Source organism: Arthrobacter sp. AOP36-C1-22, assembly GCF_052377515.1.
Taxonomy (GTDB): domain Bacteria; phylum Actinomycetota; class Actinomycetes; order Actinomycetales; family Micrococcaceae; genus Arthrobacter_H.
The window spans coordinates 12,492-27,546 of the sequence record NZ_JBQSWW010000019.1; the positions used below are offsets into that span (position 1 = coordinate 12,492).

General features: G+C 67.1%; 12 protein-coding genes and 1 pseudogene. 6 read left to right on the forward strand and 7 right to left on the reverse strand.

Annotated elements, in window-relative coordinates:
• Positions 1-13: 13 nt before the first annotated feature.
• Together ACT3S6_RS11180 and ACT3S6_RS11185 are read right to left on the reverse strand one after the other, a co-directional pair.
• Positions 14-436: a DNA-3-methyladenine glycosylase family protein gene (locus ACT3S6_RS11180; protein WP_444555028.1), complete on the reverse strand. Its 423-nt coding sequence runs from the start codon at positions 434-436 to the stop codon at positions 14-16.
• Entirely contained in the window at positions 433-888 is a 456-nt protein-coding gene (locus tag ACT3S6_RS11185; protein WP_444555029.1) for an AlkA N-terminal domain-containing protein, read from the reverse strand. The genes ACT3S6_RS11180 and ACT3S6_RS11185 overlap by 4 nt, the downstream gene beginning before the upstream one ends.
• Positions 889-1,136: 248 nt before the next feature.
• On the opposite strand from ACT3S6_RS11185, the gene ACT3S6_RS11190 reads away from it, so the two are divergent.
• The 5 genes and pseudogenes from ACT3S6_RS11190 to ACT3S6_RS11210 all read left to right on the forward strand — a co-directional run bounded on the left by ACT3S6_RS11190 (position 1,137) and on the right by ACT3S6_RS11210 (position 5,744).
• Positions 1,137-2,195: an acetyl-CoA C-acetyltransferase gene (locus ACT3S6_RS11190; protein WP_444555030.1), complete on the forward strand. Its 1,059-nt coding sequence runs from the start codon at positions 1,137-1,139 to the stop codon at positions 2,193-2,195.
• A 94-nt stretch (positions 2,196-2,289) separates the two neighbouring features.
• Positions 2,290-3,693, forward strand: a pseudogene (locus ACT3S6_RS11195) (3-hydroxyacyl-CoA dehydrogenase NAD-binding domain-containing protein); the annotation flags it as partial.
• Entirely contained in the window at positions 3,691-4,365 is a 675-nt protein-coding gene (locus ACT3S6_RS11200; protein ID WP_444555074.1) for a 3-hydroxyacyl-CoA dehydrogenase family protein, read from the forward strand. The pseudogene ACT3S6_RS11195 and the gene ACT3S6_RS11200, both read left to right, overlap by 3 nt.
• 78 nt (positions 4,366-4,443) lie before the next feature.
• On the forward strand, positions 4,444-4,824 hold the full coding sequence (locus tag ACT3S6_RS11205; protein ID WP_444555031.1) for an ArsR/SmtB family transcription factor: 381 nt from the start codon (positions 4,444-4,446) through the stop codon (positions 4,822-4,824).
• Positions 4,821-5,744, forward strand: a complete 924-nt coding sequence (locus ACT3S6_RS11210; protein WP_444555032.1) for a cation diffusion facilitator family transporter — start codon at positions 4,821-4,823, stop codon at positions 5,742-5,744. Before ACT3S6_RS11205 ends, ACT3S6_RS11210 begins: the two co-directional genes overlap by 4 nt.
• A gap of 27 nt (positions 5,745-5,771) precedes the next feature.
• Here ACT3S6_RS11210 and ACT3S6_RS11215 read toward each other — a convergent pair whose 3' ends face one another.
• From ACT3S6_RS11215 to ACT3S6_RS11225, 3 genes are read right to left on the reverse strand one after another with little or no spacing between them, the layout of a single operon-like run.
• The gene (locus ACT3S6_RS11215; RefSeq protein ID WP_444555033.1) at positions 5,772-9,122 is read right to left on the reverse strand and encodes an ATP-binding protein; all 3,351 of its coding nucleotides are present in this window, start codon (positions 9,120-9,122) and stop codon (positions 5,772-5,774) included.
• Positions 9,119-9,940 carry a DUF4194 domain-containing protein gene (locus ACT3S6_RS11220; RefSeq protein WP_444555034.1) on the reverse strand — a complete coding sequence of 274 codons (822 nt, stop codon included), beginning with the start codon at positions 9,938-9,940 and terminating at the stop codon, positions 9,119-9,121. Before ACT3S6_RS11220 ends, ACT3S6_RS11215 begins: the two co-directional genes overlap by 4 nt.
• Positions 9,937-11,394: a DUF3375 domain-containing protein gene (locus ACT3S6_RS11225; RefSeq protein WP_444555035.1), complete on the reverse strand. Its 1,458-nt coding sequence runs from the start codon at positions 11,392-11,394 to the stop codon at positions 9,937-9,939. The genes ACT3S6_RS11220 and ACT3S6_RS11225 overlap by 4 nt, the downstream gene beginning before the upstream one ends.
• Positions 11,395-11,634: 240 nt before the next feature.
• Between ACT3S6_RS11225 and ACT3S6_RS11230 the strand changes: the two genes are divergently transcribed.
• Positions 11,635-12,981, forward strand: coding sequence for a polysaccharide deacetylase family protein (locus ACT3S6_RS11230; protein ID WP_444555036.1), 1,347 nt, complete (start codon positions 11,635-11,637; stop codon positions 12,979-12,981).
• Between the two features lie 6 nt (positions 12,982-12,987).
• Here ACT3S6_RS11230 and ACT3S6_RS11235 read toward each other — a convergent pair whose 3' ends face one another.
• Together ACT3S6_RS11235 and ACT3S6_RS11240 are read right to left on the reverse strand one after the other, a co-directional pair.
• On the reverse strand, positions 12,988-13,995 hold the full coding sequence (locus tag ACT3S6_RS11235; RefSeq protein ID WP_444555037.1) for an aldo/keto reductase: 1,008 nt from the start codon (positions 13,993-13,995) through the stop codon (positions 12,988-12,990).
• A 67-nt stretch (positions 13,996-14,062) separates the two neighbouring features.
• Positions 14,063-14,965: a dihydrodipicolinate synthase family protein gene (locus ACT3S6_RS11240; protein ID WP_444555038.1), complete on the reverse strand. Its 903-nt coding sequence runs from the start codon at positions 14,963-14,965 to the stop codon at positions 14,063-14,065.
• Positions 14,966-15,055 lie beyond the last annotated feature (90 nt).

The following is a 15,055-nucleotide window of genomic DNA, read 5'->3' on the forward strand; positions in this document are numbered from 1 at the left end:
CGGGGCGAGGGCCTCAGCCCTTCGAATAGGCTTCCTCGTTCCAGAGATGGAAGAGCGCGTGGCTGCGATAGGGGCGCCAGGCTTCCGCGCGGCGGGCCGCCTCCCGGGTCGTGACCCCGCCCAGCGCCCGGCGCAGGACGAGGTCTCCGGCGGTGAAGGCATCGGGCTCCAAACGCGCCCTGACATCGAGGTTGTCGGCGCTCCACGGGCCGATGCCGGGGATGGCCAGGAGTTCTTCACGCGTGAGCGGGAACGCCCCGGGATCCGCCGGTGTCGCCACATGGGCGAACGCCTCGGCCACGGCCAACAACGTCCTGGTGCGGGCGTGGGTCAGGCCGACGCCGGCCTGCAGTTCGTCTTCGGGGATCCCCGCCACGACCCCGGGAGTCGGGAACAAGTGCAATCCGGCGATCGGCGGGCCGGCCCATCCGCTCACCAGCCGCCCGGCGAAAGTGCGTCCCGCGGCCAGGGAAACCTGCTGGCCGAGCACGGTCGTGGCCGCGGCCTCGAAGGGATCCGGGGAGCCGACGGGGCGGAGCCGGGGCCGCTTGGCGACCAGGGGGCCAGGGTCGGGTCGCGGAGCAGCCGGGCATTGATCGGTTCCAGATCCAGATCCAACGCGAACCACCGGCGAAGCAACGCCGAGAGCGGGGGCCGGTCCTCGGCCGTCAGCGCCGCGTCCACCCGGCGGAGCAGGACCGCGTCCTCGGTGAAGCGTAGACCGATCACCACGTTCCGGTCTCCGATCCTGACCGGGCGGCGGTGTTCGCCCCCCGTTTGTTCGTCGAGGCCCGGCACGGCATGGGCGGCCAGGACGGCCAGCGAAAGCTGCGGGTCCAGTCCTCCATTGGCTGGTAGGCGCAGGACCTGTTCCGGGTTCTCTGGCATGGCATCCATGGTTCCCCAGACTAGTGCCCCGAGGGGGTCGTCGATCCTGGCTATACAATCATTCAGTACCTTGTACGAACGTATAGGTGGGGGTAGTCTCAACCCATGGCAGCTTCCCGACCAGTGCTGCGTCCGCCCCTTCGCCCTTCAACGTGAGGTACTGATGACCACACCACCCCAAGCACTCATCTACGATTCCATCCGTATCTCCCCGGGGAAAGGGCAAGCCGAGCGGGTCCCTCCACGAAGTGAAGCCGATCGATCTCGTGGTCGGGCTCATCGATGCCCTCAGGGAACGCCACCCGGGGATGGATACCCGACTCATCGACGATATCGTCCTTGGTTGTGTGAGCCCGGTGGGGGAGCAGGGGATGGATATCGCCCGGATCGCCGCCCTGAAGGCAGGGCTACCTTGGGAGGTCGCCGGCGTCCAACTCAACCGCTTCTGCGCCTCGGGGCTCGAGGCCGTGAACCAGGTGGCTGCCCGTGCCCGCGCCGGTTGGGAGGATCTGCTCATCGGCGGCGGCGTCGAATCGATGTCCAGGGTGCCGATGGCCTCCGACGGAGGGGCGTGGGCCATGGACCCGGCCACCGCACGGGCCACCAATTTCGTTCCCCAGGGAATTGGTGCCGATCTAAGTGCCACCTTGGAGGGCTTCGAGCGCTCCGAAGTGGACCGCTTCGCCGCGCAAAGCCATCATCGGGCCGCCACCGCGTGGAAGGAAGGTCGCTTTGATCGTTCGATCGTCCCGGTCCGTGATGTGAACGGGCTGACGATCCTTGACCATGATGAAACCATTGGACCCGGGACCAGCACGGAAACCTTGGCTCCGCTGAACCCCTCATTCGCGAAGCTAGGCGCTCAGGGCGGCTTCGATGCGGTAGCCCTCGAGCAATACGCCTCGGTCGATACGATCAATCACGTCCACCATGCGGGCAACTCCTCGGGAATCGTCGCTAGTGCTGCCCTGGTCCTGGTCGGAAACGAGAGCGCTGGCCAACGACACGGCCTCACCCCGCGGGCCCGGGTGGTCGCAACGGCGGTGACCGGTTCCGAACCGACCATCATGCTCACCGGCCCCACTCCTGCCTGTCGCAAGGCCCTCGACCGTGCCGGCATGACGGCCGGGGATATCGACCTCATCGAAGTCAACGAGGCTTTCGCAGCGGTACCGCTGAAACTCATGCGGGATATGGGCTGGAACGAAGAACAAGCGAATGTCAACGGGGGCGCCATCGCCATGGGTCACCCCCCCCCTCGGGGCAACCGGCGCCATGATCCTGGGAACCCTGGTCGACGAACTTGAACGGCGTGAGCTCGAGCGTGGCCTCGCCACCCTCTGCGACGACGACGGAATCGTCACCCTGACCATGAACGACCCCGAGGCCTCGGTCAATACAATGAACGACGCCTACCAGGCCTCGATGGCCGAAACCGTCGAGATGCTGGAAGCGCAGCGGGAAGAGATCACCGGAGTCATCCTGACCAGCGCCAAGAAGACCTTCTTTGCCGGCGGGGACCTCGAAGCGATCTATCGGACCACTGCCGAAGACGCCGATAAACTCTTCGACCAGGCCCAAACCATCAAAGCCCAACTGCGGCGCCTCGAGCAGCTGGGAGTCCCGGTGGTGGCTGCGCTTAATGGCACGGCACTAGGCGGCGGACTAGAAATTGCGCTAGCCTGCCATCGCCGTATCGCGGTGAACAGCCCCGGAAACAAATTCGGCCTCCCCGAAGTAGGGCTGGGACTGCTGCCCGGCGGCGGAATCACCCGGATGGTGCGGATGCTGGGCATCCAGAAGGCGTTGATGGACTGGTTGCTCCAGGGTCAACAGCGTGACCCCGAGGCGGCACACCAGCAGGGTGTCGTGGATGAACTGGTCGACAGCCCCGAGGCACTGCTGCCCGCCGCTCGAGCCTGGATCCATAACCAGCAGCAGGAGGAGCCGAATACCCAACCCTGGGCGGCGAAGGGATACAAAATTCCCGGTGGAACCGCGGCATCGCCATCGATGGCCGCCATTCTTCCGTCCCTGCCTGCACTGCTGCGCCAACAGCTCAAGGGAGCAGACCTTCCGGCGCCCCGGGCGATCCTCAGCACGGCCGTGGAAGGGACGCTGGTTGACTTCGATACCGCATGCCGTATCGAGTCGCGGGCCTTCGCCAACCTCGTGGTTGGCCGCACGGCCAAGGCCATGATCCAGGCCTTCTTCTTCGACCAGCAGTCGATCGGTTCAGGCCGGCTCCGCCCGCAGGGGCCGAAGCCGCAGAAAGTCGGCACCGTCGCGATCCTCGGCGCCGGGATGATGGGCGCCGGGATCGCCTATTCCTGCGCTCGGGCAGGCATCGACGTGGTGCTGAAGGACGTCGATCAGGCGGGTGCCGAGAAGGGCAAGTCCCATGTCTCGGATGTGCTCGCCAGCCAGGTGTCCAAGGGGCGGCTGGACCAGGAATCGACGGATTCGATCCTGGCCCGAGTCCACCCGACGGGTCGGGCCGCAGACCTGGCGAGGGCAGAGGTGGTCATCGAGGGGGTCTTTGAGAACCTCGAGTTGAAATCCGCTGTCTTCGCTGAAGCCGAAACCGAGCTGCCCGCCGAGGCGCTGCTGTGCTCGAATACCTCGACGCTGCCCATCTCAACGCTGCAGGGCACGAGCGGACGCCCATAGGATTTCGTGGGGCTCCATTTCTTCTCCCCGGTGGAGAAGATGAAGCTGGTGGAGATCATCCGAGGAGACCAGACCTCGGATGCCACCGTCGCTCGGGCCTACGATCTGGTCCAGCAGATCCGGAAGATCCCGATCACCGTCGGGGACGGCCGTGGGTTCTATACCTCCAGGGTCTTCGGGACGCTGATCGTGGAGGCCACGGCATTACTGGAGGAGGGGGTGGATCCGCAGGTGATCGAACGTGCAGCCACCCAGGCGGGCTTCCCTGCCCCTCCGCTGGTTCTGCTGGACGAGGTCTCGCTGACGCTGGCCCAGCACACCCGGGCCGAAGAAGAAAAGGAATACGCGGCCGCCGGTGCGGTCCGCGAACCCGCAGCGGGGGAACGCCTCATTGACACGATGGTCGATGACTATGGCAGAAAAGGCCGCGCCGCAGGAGGCGGGTTCTACGACTATCCGACAGGCGGCGGCAAAACCTTGTGGCCGGGGCTCAGGGAACACTTCGCCCGCGGGACCGAGCTCGCCTCGAAGGACATCCAGGACCGCTACCTCTTCCGCATGGCGCTGGAGACGGCCCATTGCTTCGAGAATGGCGTCCTGACGGATACTGCCTCGGCAAATATCGGCTCGATCTTCGGGGTCGGGTTCCCCCCGGGGACCGGCGGGGCCGCCACCTTCATCACGAACCACGAAGGGGGCATCGCGGGCTTCGTGGCCCGGGCCGACGAGCTGGCCGACGCCTATGGTGAGCGCTTCCGCCCCCGGGACTGGTTGCGTTCCCGGGTGGGGATGGGGTCCCTGATCTGAGGTCCGCAGTCTTCCCGCCGGCTCCGGCAGGCGGGAAGGCCCCTCGCAATCAACGCTGGATACGGCTATCATCGTTATATGACGATGATAATGCGGAAGGGCGAACCGACGACGGGACCGCTGGCCCCGGCGGCGGCCCTGTTCCACGGGCTGGCCGATCCGACCCGATTGCTGATCCTGCGCCATCTGCGCACCGGGGAACATAAAGTCAGGGAACTGACCGAGCATCTGGGCCTGGCCCAGAGCACGGTCAGCGCACATCTGACCTGCCTGCGTGATTGCGGGCTGGTGTCGTCACGGCCGGTCGGCCGCGCCAGCATGTACTCGCTGGCCGAACCCGAGCACATCGACGTCCTGCTTCTCGCCGCCGAGACCCTGTTGGCCGACAGCGGCAACGAGGTCGCCCTGGCCGCCCACCATTGGCACGAGTCCCACCGCACCGGGCCGGAGTGCACATGAGTCATTCGCATTCCCACGACCACAGTGGCGGAGCCGTCGAGCACCGGCCCCGGCTGGCCATCGCGTTCGGGATCACCGCGGTCATTCTCATTGCCGAAGTCATCGGTGCGGTCGTCACCGGCTCGCTAGCCCTGCTCGTCGATGCCGCCCACATGCTCACGGACGCGGCCGGCCTGCTCATGGCCCTGACTGCGGCGACCCTCATGGGACGCCCGGCCACCGACCGGCGCACCTGGGGCTTCCGACGGGCTGAGGTGCTCTCGGCCACGGCCCAGTCCACGCTGCTGCTCGCCGTTGGACTCTATGCCATGATCGACGGCATCCGCCGGCTCTTCGCCCCGCCCGAGGTCGCGGCCACCGGGCTGCTGGTCTTCGGGATCGTCGGACTGGTCGGGAACATCATTGCGATCGTCGTGCTCAGCTCCGGACGCGGGGCGAACCTGAACATGCGCGCCGCCTTCCTGGAGGTCGTCAACGACGCCCTCGGCTCGGTGGCGGTGATCGTCGGCGCCATCGTCATCAGCACGACCGGGTGGATGCGCGCGGACGCACTGGCGGCCATGTTCATCAGTGCCCTGATCCTGCCCCGGGCGTTCCGGCTGCTGCGTGAGACGACGTCCATCCTGCTGGAATCGACCCCGCGCGGGTTGGACCTGGAGGAGGTCAGACGGCACCTGCTCTCCCAGGATCTAGTCCTTTCGGTCCACGATCTGCACGCCTCGCAGATCGCTACCGGCCTGCCGGTGCTCACCGCGCACGTCGTGGTCCATGAGGATGCCTTCCACGACGGTAGGGCCTCGAGCATGCTGGACTCGTTGCAGGACTGCGTGGCCGGGCACTTCGACGTGTCCATCGAGCACTCGACGTTCCAGATCGAAACCGAACGCCATGCCGAACACGAACAGCGCTTCCACCCGTAGCCGCCGGTCCGGGGCCGGCCCCACGGCTCAGCGCAGGATGATGTCCGTGGCCAGGGCGGGGGAGCGGCCGGTCTCGACGAAACCCGAGACGTTCGAGGCGGGATGCTTGATGATGTCCGAGACCGAACCCAGATGCAGGGCCAGATCGATCTTGTCCTCCGGGGCGGCCAGCAACAACTGGAAGCCGAACTCCTGCAGCGCGTTGATGCCGGCGGCGGCGTACTCCGCGTTGGCCTGGATGAACGCCTCGTCGATCATCACGGTCCCGTAGGTCGTGAAGCCCTGCAGGGCGAAGCCCAACTGGTAGGCCAAGGCGGCGCCCATGATGAACGAGGTGAAGCGTTGGCCCTCACCGCCGGAGAGCGTGCCCGGTTCCAACCCGTTTTCGATCTCACCGCCGGGCTTATGCTCGTTGCAGCTGATCCGCACATGTTGGCGCACGTCCAGAACGGTATCCCGCCAGGCTTGCCGTGCCGGATCGTCCAGGGCGTCCACCAGCTGCTCCAACGCCTTGTAGTTCGCACTCAATTCCTCCACCCCGCGGGAGCCGTAGGCGTTGCCGAGCGCCTCCTTGAGCGCGGTGCGGAAATCGCGGGCCTCTTCCGGGACGACCGTGGTGACTTCCAGACGCAGGTACGAGCCATGCTCGAAGGGGACATCGGCCAGGATCTGGTTCAACGGCAGGATGCGTTCACCGATCCCGCGGCGTTCCTCCTCCAACAGCTGCAGCAGATCCGAGAAGCGTTCGTAGGAACGGTTGGAGAAGTATTCGCGGAACTCCTCCTGGCGTTGCGGCAGCCCCTCCTGGACGATCGCCCGGTGCAGTGCCACATAGTGCGGGGCGCTTTCGATGCCGGTGCCGAAGGAAGCAGAGGTGGTCATGCCGAAGTCGCGGGCAAATTGGCGGAACGTCTCGGTGAGCGTGGCCTCGGTGGAGAAGACGAGTTCACGCACCTCCGTGGTGCGTTCGCCCAGATCCAGTGAGGTCGCCGACACCGCCGCATCCAGTTCGGCGAGGTCGAAGTCCTCGCCGGCCTCCAACCGGTGCATTGCCTCGGCCAGCAGCGGCTCGGCGCCCAGCTCTTCACGGGCCTGCGCCTCCGGGGCGGCCGCGGCGCTGGAGGCACGGGCCGCCTCGAGCTGGGTGCTCGCGGTCGCCGCCCGGGACTCGAGCGTCGCGGTCTGGTTGCGCAGTACCGCCAGCCGTCCGACGGCGGATTCCAGTTCGGTGCGGGCCGTCTCCAGGGCGGTGCGCAGCCCGGCCAGGTCGGTGCTGGAATCCATGGCCTCGGCGATCCGGGTCTCCAGCTCCTCGACGGCGGCGCCCTGGACCGAGGAATCCAGCGCGGAGAAGGGACGTTCGTCAGCGACCAGCTCGCGCAGCAGGGAGAGTTTGCGGGCCAGGGAATCCTTGGAACGGCTGCGTTCGGCGGCCAGCTCCTCGGCTTGGGCCCGGTCGGCGTCCAACTGGTCGACCTGGACGGTCAGTTCGGAGATCTTCTCCTCGTTAGTGAAGCCCAACAGGTAGTCCGAGGCCGCCACGGGCCGGGTATCGCGTTCGAAGGAACCGCGGCCGGATTTGATCGTCCCGGCCCGGGAGATCGCCCGTCGTTCGGCGTGCAGGTCGGCATCGGTGGCCACGCAGATGAAATCGTGGTCGGCGGCGATCTTGCGTTGCAACCACTGGCCGGCCTCGGATAGCTTGAACTCCAGCTTCGTCACCAGGGCCTGGTCGGCGGCGGTGGCCACCGGGTCCCCGTCGCGGCCGCCGGGGACGTGGGCCGAGAGGTCGATCCACCGCAACCTGCCATAGCCTTCCAACCGATCCGCCGCCGCCGTCACCCGTTCGATGTCCTCGCCGCCGACCAACAGGGTGGTGGCCAGTGAGCGCAAGGCCTTCTCCGCCGCGGCGCGCCAGGGGCCGGCCCCGGGGGCCATGTCCATGAGCTCCCCGGCGAAGGGGAGGTCCTCGGCCGCGATCCCGGTTTCGGAGCAGATCCGGCGGCGGGCCGCCGCCGAGAGGCCGTCGATGTTCGAGCCCCTGCGGGCGTAGGAATCGATGTCCTGGCGCAGCTTCTGCGCCTTCTCGCGCGCCTCCATGGACGCGGCGATCGCCTCGTGTTCCATGGTGGTCGCATCCTTGGCCACCCCCTGCAGGGTTTCGGCGGTCACCGCCGCCTGGCGACGGGCCGCCTGCAGACCGGAAGCCGAGAACGTCAGCGCCACCCCGGCGTCGTGCATGCGGGCCTTCAGGGTGGAGGCGATCCCTTGGCGCTCGGCCAACCGTGAGCGGGCCGCCTCGAGTTCACGTTCAAGCGCCTGGACCGCCTGGCCTCCATGGGAGTCGTGTTGTTCGGTCAGTGAACGCACCCGTTCGGCCAGCACGGTCCGGGATTCGGAGACCTCGGAAATGGCGGTGCGGTTGGCCTTCAGTTCGGCGGCGATGGCGGCGGAGCGGGTGCCCAGCAGTTCGGCGGCCAGATGTTCGCGCAGCAGCGGCAATTGATGCCGCCCCAGGCCCTGGAGGTGGCGCAGGGATTCGGTGAGTTCCTGGTGGCGTCGATGCTGTTCGGGCACCAGCTCCAGGGCATCTCGTTGGGCGCGGGCCTCCTCGAGTTGGCGGTGGATCCCCCGCAGATGGGAGAAGTCCTCCACCGCGCCGGCAGCGGCCTTCAAGGTCGAGGGGACCTCCAGGACCTCATAGCGGAAGAACTGGTTGACCCCGCGGTCCAGGCCTTTGCCGTTCTGCAGGGTGCGCAGCAGCGAGAACGCCTTGTCGTTGTCGATACCCAGGCGCCGGCGGAACCGTTCGGCGAAGGTGCGGTGGACATCGAAGGCCTCGAACCCGGGGAGCACCTTCATCAGGGAGGACGGCGAGAACCTGCGGGAGCCGTGCTCTTCCAACGCCGCGGTATCCAGGGTGCCGTCCCCGATGACATAGTGCTTGCCGACCTGGCCCTCCAGGCCCTGGGCCGGAAGGTCGAACAGGACGGCGATGCAGGTCCGGGTCCCCAACCCGTCCTCGAAGGTCAGGGCCACGGCGCTCCAGGTGGCGCCGGGACGTTGATACAGGGTGCCGGTTTCGGTTGTGAAGCGACGTCCACGCATATAGGAGTAGGTGGTGCGCCGGTCCTTGCGGGTGGAGGCCTCATGGGCGGATTCGTTCAGTCGAGGGGCCGCATGGAAGATATGGCCGATTCCGTCGAACAGGGTGGACTTGCCGACGCCGGGGCGGCCGGTGAGCAAGGTGCCGTCGCGGTCCACATACAGTTCGTGCCGGCCGTGGAAGGTGCCCCAGTTGATGACCTGGATCGAGCACAGGCGCTGCTGTCCGGGGTTGATCGCCTCACCGAAGGGCAGGGTCTGGGAGATGGTCACTGGGCCGCCCCTTCGGGGTTGGTGGTGGTCACGGGGTCATCTTCGGCGTCGTCGTCGGGCTTCCCGGAGTCGTCCTCCGGGTCATCGGGGACGACGTCGGAATCCAGTTCCAGCGTCGGCTCCATCCCCTCGTCGGCGGCCCGGTCCAGGGACTGCAGATAGGCGGGGATCTCATCGATCGAATCGAAGGGCAGGGCCAGCGCCAGGGCCCCGGAGACCCGGTATTCGTGGTCGAGTTCGGTGGGCAGGATCAGTTTCAGGGCAGCCAGCCGGGCCAAGGAGGAATCGGTGAGCTCCTCGAGCCGCTTATCGTCCAGGGCCCCGGGATGGCGATGCTCCTCGAGGAGCTCCCGGGCCCCGGCGCGGGAGATCACCGGATCGGTTCCGGTGCCGGCATGACGGTCCAGCAGCAGCCGCAACCGCAGCGCCAACAGGGTCTCCTCGCGGCGCAGCGGCTTGCGGGGCACGATCGCGGTGGTGTGGACGGTCTGGGTCGGCACCGGTACGAGCAGGGCGATCTTCCGTTCGGGATCGATCTGCAGCTTCAGGAACAGCTCGGCGACGAAGGCGGAGATTTCCCGGCGTCGGTCCAGCACCAGTTGCCACAGCCGCGCATCGGCGCTCCCGTCCAGGTAGGGGCCGCGCAGCAAGCGGATCAGCGCCTGGCGCAGCGCCAACTCGAATCTGCCGGTGTCCCCGTCGAAGAGCTCTCCCTCGGCCCGGCGGCCCGAGGGGGTCGCGGTGTCCGGGGTCTGGTCGTCGTCCCCGGAGGCACCGTGGGGGGCGAGGGCGGGGGATTCGGGGTCCGGGTGGCTCATTCGGTGTCCTTCGCGAAGGTGATCACGGGCAGGTAGGCGGTGCGTTCGGAGCCGTCGACCTGGCTGAAGGTGATCGACTCGAATCTGGTGGTGTCCACGTCCCGTCCGGCGGTGCGGGCGGCCTCGATGAGGTAGCGGATGGTGTTCACATGGTGGTCCCTGGTCTCGAGCCCGGCGAACACGGAACCGAGGGTGAGGGGGCCCGCGGCGGAGTCCACCGCGGTGGCGATGGCCGTGTCGAGCCGGTCGGCATCGGCCTTCGGGGTGCTGGGGGTGCGTCGGATGTCGGCGCTGCTCATCGCCGGCGGTTCGGCGAGCTTCGGTGGGGCCACATGCTCCTGGGGGTCGAAGATCCCCAGGCCCGACAGGGTCGAGAAGGCCGGGGCGTACAGCTTCACCGCAGTGACCGGGGTCCGGGGGCCGAGTGCCTCGGAACCGGCGACCGCCAGTTCGGCGCTACGCACCGTCCGGCGCAGCAGGACCGAATCGCGGAATTCGTCGGACTGGACGAAGGCGTGCAGGGATTCCGAGAGCTTGCCATAGCTCGAATGCACTTCGGCGGCCTGGCGGCGCAGCTCACGCAGCAAGGTGGCCAGGGTATGGCGTTCCTGGGCGTTGAGGCCATCGACGAAATCACGTTCGAGTACTTCGTTGATGGCCTGGCGGAAGCGGTGTTGCCGGGTCGGATCGTTGAGGAACTCGGTGAACCCCCGGAACGTCTCGCCTTCGGCGGTGCTGCGCAGTTGCCTATCACCTTCCAAGACCCGGCCGACGGCCACGCCCTTGGCCACCGAGCCTTCCATGATCTCCCGTCTGACCTGGTGGAGCATATGCCGTACACCGTCGCGCATGCGCTTGAAGTCGGCCGGCAGGTTCGCCGCCAGATCCAGGATGCTGCGTGCCGCGGCCATGGCCCCGTCGGCCGGCAACACGGCCGGGGCGGCCCCGGAACGCAGGGCCCGGACCCGTTCGGTGCGTTCGGCGATCTCGGCTTCGAGCTGGCGGATCCGCGCCTCGGGGTCGGGATCGGTTTCATGGGCCAGGGACTCGATGCTGGTCAGCAGGGTGTTCAAGCGCGAGGAGTTCAAATTGGTCCCCGAGCCGGAGAAGCCTTCGAGGAAGGTCAGCACCCGGGCGGTATGGGCGGTCGGCTCGTAGACGAAGGAGCCATCGATCAGCGGCCGCGCCAGATATCCGGCCCGCACCCAGGAATCGGCGTACTGCTGGGCCTGCCAGGCGTCGTTGAGCGGTGTCCCGGCGGAGCGGAGATGCCGTAGGAAGGCCTGCAACGAGGCATGGAACGCCTCCAACCCCACGCGGGGACGGGCCTGGGTGAACTCGGCCCGCAGGAACGCGACCGTCCACGGCGTCGCCGAGAGCAGCTTCCAGGCGGGGGAGGACCTGAATTCCTGCTGGTCGGCCCACGTCGCAACGGCGGGTTCGATTGAAGGCATCTGCTACTTTCCGCCCCACACGGTGGGGGACGACGATGGACGGGTGATGGTCGAAAAGGAAGCCGCGGCAGCGCGACGAACGGCGTTCGCACCGTCGAGGGCCGGATGGTCATTCTAGGCCACAACCGACGTGTCGCGTGCGTCCGGATCAAAGGTCGGGGCTAGCGTGGAAGACAGCGGATGTTTGATCGCACCCCCGCCGGCCTTCGTCCGCTCGACGTGCTGAAAGAGGTAGCAATAATGTCCTCCGCCAGGAGAACACGCTCCACCGGTGCCCTGCTTCTGTCCTCCGCCCTGGCCGTTTCCCTGGGCCTGTCGGGCTGCGCCGCGGAATCCGGTGGCCAGGAAGGGCCTCCCGGAGGGGGCGCCTGGGCCTCCGGGCCGGGCCTGGCACCAGACGGCGGATCCGAGGGGCCCTCGGCAGCGGACCAGCGCGAGGCCGCGATCGATGAGGCCAGGACGGCGGCGGCGCACTACGACTACTCCACCGCCCTGGAACAGCTCGAGGATCTCGAGGGCGGGGACGTGTCCGATCTCATCGACAAGATCACCGCGCAGCAGAAGAAGGCGGTGACCTGGGAGGACAACTCGAAGATCTCCCACCTGTTCTTCCACTCGCTGATCGTTGACCCGAAGCGGGCCTTCGCCCCCGGACCCAGTGCGCAGGGATATGCCGACTACATGGTCACGGTCAAGGAATTCAAGGCCATCCTCGCCTCCGTCTACGACAAGGGCTATGTGCTGGTCAACCCGCACGACATCGCCCGCGAAAACGCCGACGGGGAGATGGAATACCGGCCGATTAAGTTGCCGCAGGGCAAGAAGCCGTTGGTCCTCTCCGAGGACGACGTCAGCTATTACGAATACATGGACGGCGACGGCTTCGCCACGAATCTGACCCTGGACGACGACGGGAACATCACCAACACCTACCAGGCCCCCTCCGGAACGACGGTCCATGGGGACTACGACCTGCCCACGGTCGTGGACGCATTCGTCCGTGAGCACCCCGATTTCTCCTACCACGGCAGCAAGGGCATCCTCGGACTGACCGGCTACAACGGGGTGCTGGGCTACCGCACCAGCGAGATCGAATACGGGGATGACCCGGAGGTCGACGTGAAGGCACAGACCAGGAAGGCGAAGAAGGTCGCCGGGGCCCTGAAGGACGAGGGCTGGGTCTTCGCCTCCCATACCTGGGGCCACTCCAACGTCACGAATTCGACGATGGCGCGGCTGAAGGCCGACACGAGGAAATGGGACCAGGAAGTCAGCCCCATCCTGGGGGACACCGACCTGCTGATCTTCCCGTTCGGCGCCGACATGTCGGGCATCGCCGCGTATTCCGGGGCGAAATACGAGCTGTTCAAGAAGGCGGGCTTCGATTTCTACTTCGGCATCGACGCCTCGACCCCCGCCTGGATGCAGCTCACCGACGACTATGTGCGCCAGGCCCGCATCAACGTGGACGGGTTGAGCATGAACGCGGCGCTGAAGGGCAAGCACCACGTCCTGGAGAAGTTCTTCGACGTGGAGGAGGTCATCGACCCGGCCCGGAGCCGGCACGCCCCGAAGGACGAGGAATAGGTCGGCTCAGGCCTGCGCGGCGGTGAACTCCTCGGTGTCGATGGTCCGCTGTTGACCGGGGTTGTACCGGGCGCCGTGCATGGTCTGTGAGTTGATGATCGTCCCGACCTCGGCGGCCGTGGCCTCATCGAGGGCGACGGAACCGGCGTCCAGATTCTCGTCGAGGTGCCCGGTGCTGGTGGTGCCGGGGATGGCATGGACGTGATCGCCCTGGGCCAGGATCCAGGCCAGCGCCAGCTGGGAGCAGGTGAGGCCCAGCCGTTCGGCGACCCGGCGGAAGGAATCGAGCAGTTGAAGGTTGGCCGGATAGTTCTCGGCGGTGAAACGCGGCAACACGTGGCGCAGGTCCTGCTCCGGGAGTTCGGAGGGATCGAGTAGCGTGCCGGCCAGGAAGCCCCGGGAGAGCGGGCTGAAGGCCACGAACGAGGTACCCAGCTCGCGGCAGGCATCCAGCACGCCCAGTTCGGAGTTCCGGGTGGCCAGCGAGTATTCGTTCTGCACGGCGGCGATCGGATGTTCGGTTGCCGCCCGGTAGAGGGTGGCCGTGGAGACCTCCGACAGGCCGATGGCCCCGATGGCCCCTTCGGCCACGAGGTCGGCCAGGGCGCCGACGCTTTCCTCCACCGGCACGTTCGGGTCCAGGCGGTGCAGGTAGTAGAGGTCGATGAAATCGGTGCCCAGCCGGTCCAACGAGGCCTCGGCTTGGGCCCTGATGGTTTCGGGTCGGCCGTCGATGCGTCCGCGTTCTCCCGGAGCCATGATCTCCAACCCGCACTTGCTGGCCAGGAAGTAGTCGTCACGGCGTTTTCCCAAGGCGGCGCCGACGAGTTCCTCGTTGCACCCCCTGCCGTACAGGGTGGCCGTGTCGAAATGGTCCACCCCCGCATCGAGGGCGTGACGCAGGAGCCTGGCGCCGTCGGCGTAGCTTGGGAAGTTCGAATACCCGTGGCTGAGGTTCATGCACCCCAGCCCCAGCGGGTTCACCGGGGAACCCGCCAAATTGCGCATTTTCATGCCCCCTTGTCTAGCACGAGTTACCCGGGAGTTCGAACCCTTGGTGCACAGGGGCGGTGCCGGATCGCTACAGCGGTTCGGACAGCTCCCCGAGCAGCCGGGCCAGGTCCCGCTGGCTGCTGCCGGGCAGGGGGAGCAGCGGGCGGCGTGGTTCCCCGGAATCGATGCCTGCCGCACGGGCCAGGGCGTGGAGGTTGCTGAGTTTGCGCAACGCATTGAATTCGCGCATCAACGGGGTGAGTTCCTCCTGCAGCCGGTTCGCTTCGACGATGTCCCCGTCGACCAGGGCGGCCCGCAGCGCCCCGAAGTGGGCCGGCAGCACCGAAGCCGGTCCGGAATGCCAGGCGTCGGCGGCGAAGCCCGCCTCGGCGATCAACGCGTCCCCGCTCATGCCGTGGCTGAAACCGGGGTGGACGCGGGAGGCCAAGGCCTCGTGGCGTTCGATGAAGGTCGCCAGATCGGCGGCCGTTTCCTTGATCGCCACGATCGTCGGCTCGGTGGCCAGCTCGGCGATGAGGTCCAGGGAGAAGGAGAAGTTGGTGGTCGCCGGGTTGGAATACAGGCAGATGGGCAGATCCGAGGCGGCGGCAACCAGCCGGCACTGGGTGGCGACCTCGTCGTCGTTCAGGGGCACATAGGACACGGTGGAAAGCAGCAGCCCGTCGACTCCTGCCGCCACGGCCGCCTCGACGTGGCGCATCAGTTCGGCGGTGGATACGGCGCTGACCCCTGCATGGACCGGCAGTGCTGGATTGACCTCGCGGACGGTCTCGACGGCGGTGGTGATCACCGCGGCGCGTTCGGCGGCGTCGAGGTAGGCGAAACTACCGGAGGAGCCCAGCACGACGATGGAATCGACCCCCGAAACCGCCAGCGTGGATAGATGACGGCGCAGGGCCGGATGATCGATCGCCCCGGAGTCGTCGAAGGGGGTGACGGGATAGGCAACGAGACCGTGGAATGCACTCATGGCCACACGCTAGCAGGGGCCGGTCGCGGTTTCGTCCAATTCGCGGCGCCGACGCGAGGAGGTACGCTCCGAACACGGTTGATGTTCAGC

Coding starts and splice junctions, on each gene's coding strand:
- ACT3S6_RS11185 (WP_444555029.1), bottom strand. CDS start 888: ATGCCAGAGAACCCGGAACAGGTCCTGCGCCTACCAGCCAATGGAGGA.
- ACT3S6_RS11205 (WP_444555031.1), top strand. CDS start 4,444: ATGACGATGATAATGCGGAAGGGCGAACCGACGACGGGACCGCTGGCC.
- ACT3S6_RS11210 (WP_444555032.1), top strand. CDS start 4,821: ATGAGTCATTCGCATTCCCACGACCACAGTGGCGGAGCCGTCGAGCAC.
- ACT3S6_RS11220 (WP_444555034.1), bottom strand. CDS start 9,940: ATGAGCCACCCGGACCCCGAATCCCCCGCCCTCGCCCCCCACGGTGCC.
- ACT3S6_RS11225 (WP_444555035.1), bottom strand. CDS start 11,394: ATGCCTTCAATCGAACCCGCCGTTGCGACGTGGGCCGACCAGCAGGAA.
- ACT3S6_RS11230 (WP_444555036.1), top strand. CDS start 11,635: ATGTCCTCCGCCAGGAGAACACGCTCCACCGGTGCCCTGCTTCTGTCC.
- ACT3S6_RS11235 (WP_444555037.1), bottom strand. CDS start 13,995: ATGAAAATGCGCAATTTGGCGGGTTCCCCGGTGAACCCGCTGGGGCTG.
- ACT3S6_RS11240 (WP_444555038.1), bottom strand. CDS start 14,965: ATGAGTGCATTCCACGGTCTCGTTGCCTATCCCGTCACCCCCTTCGAC.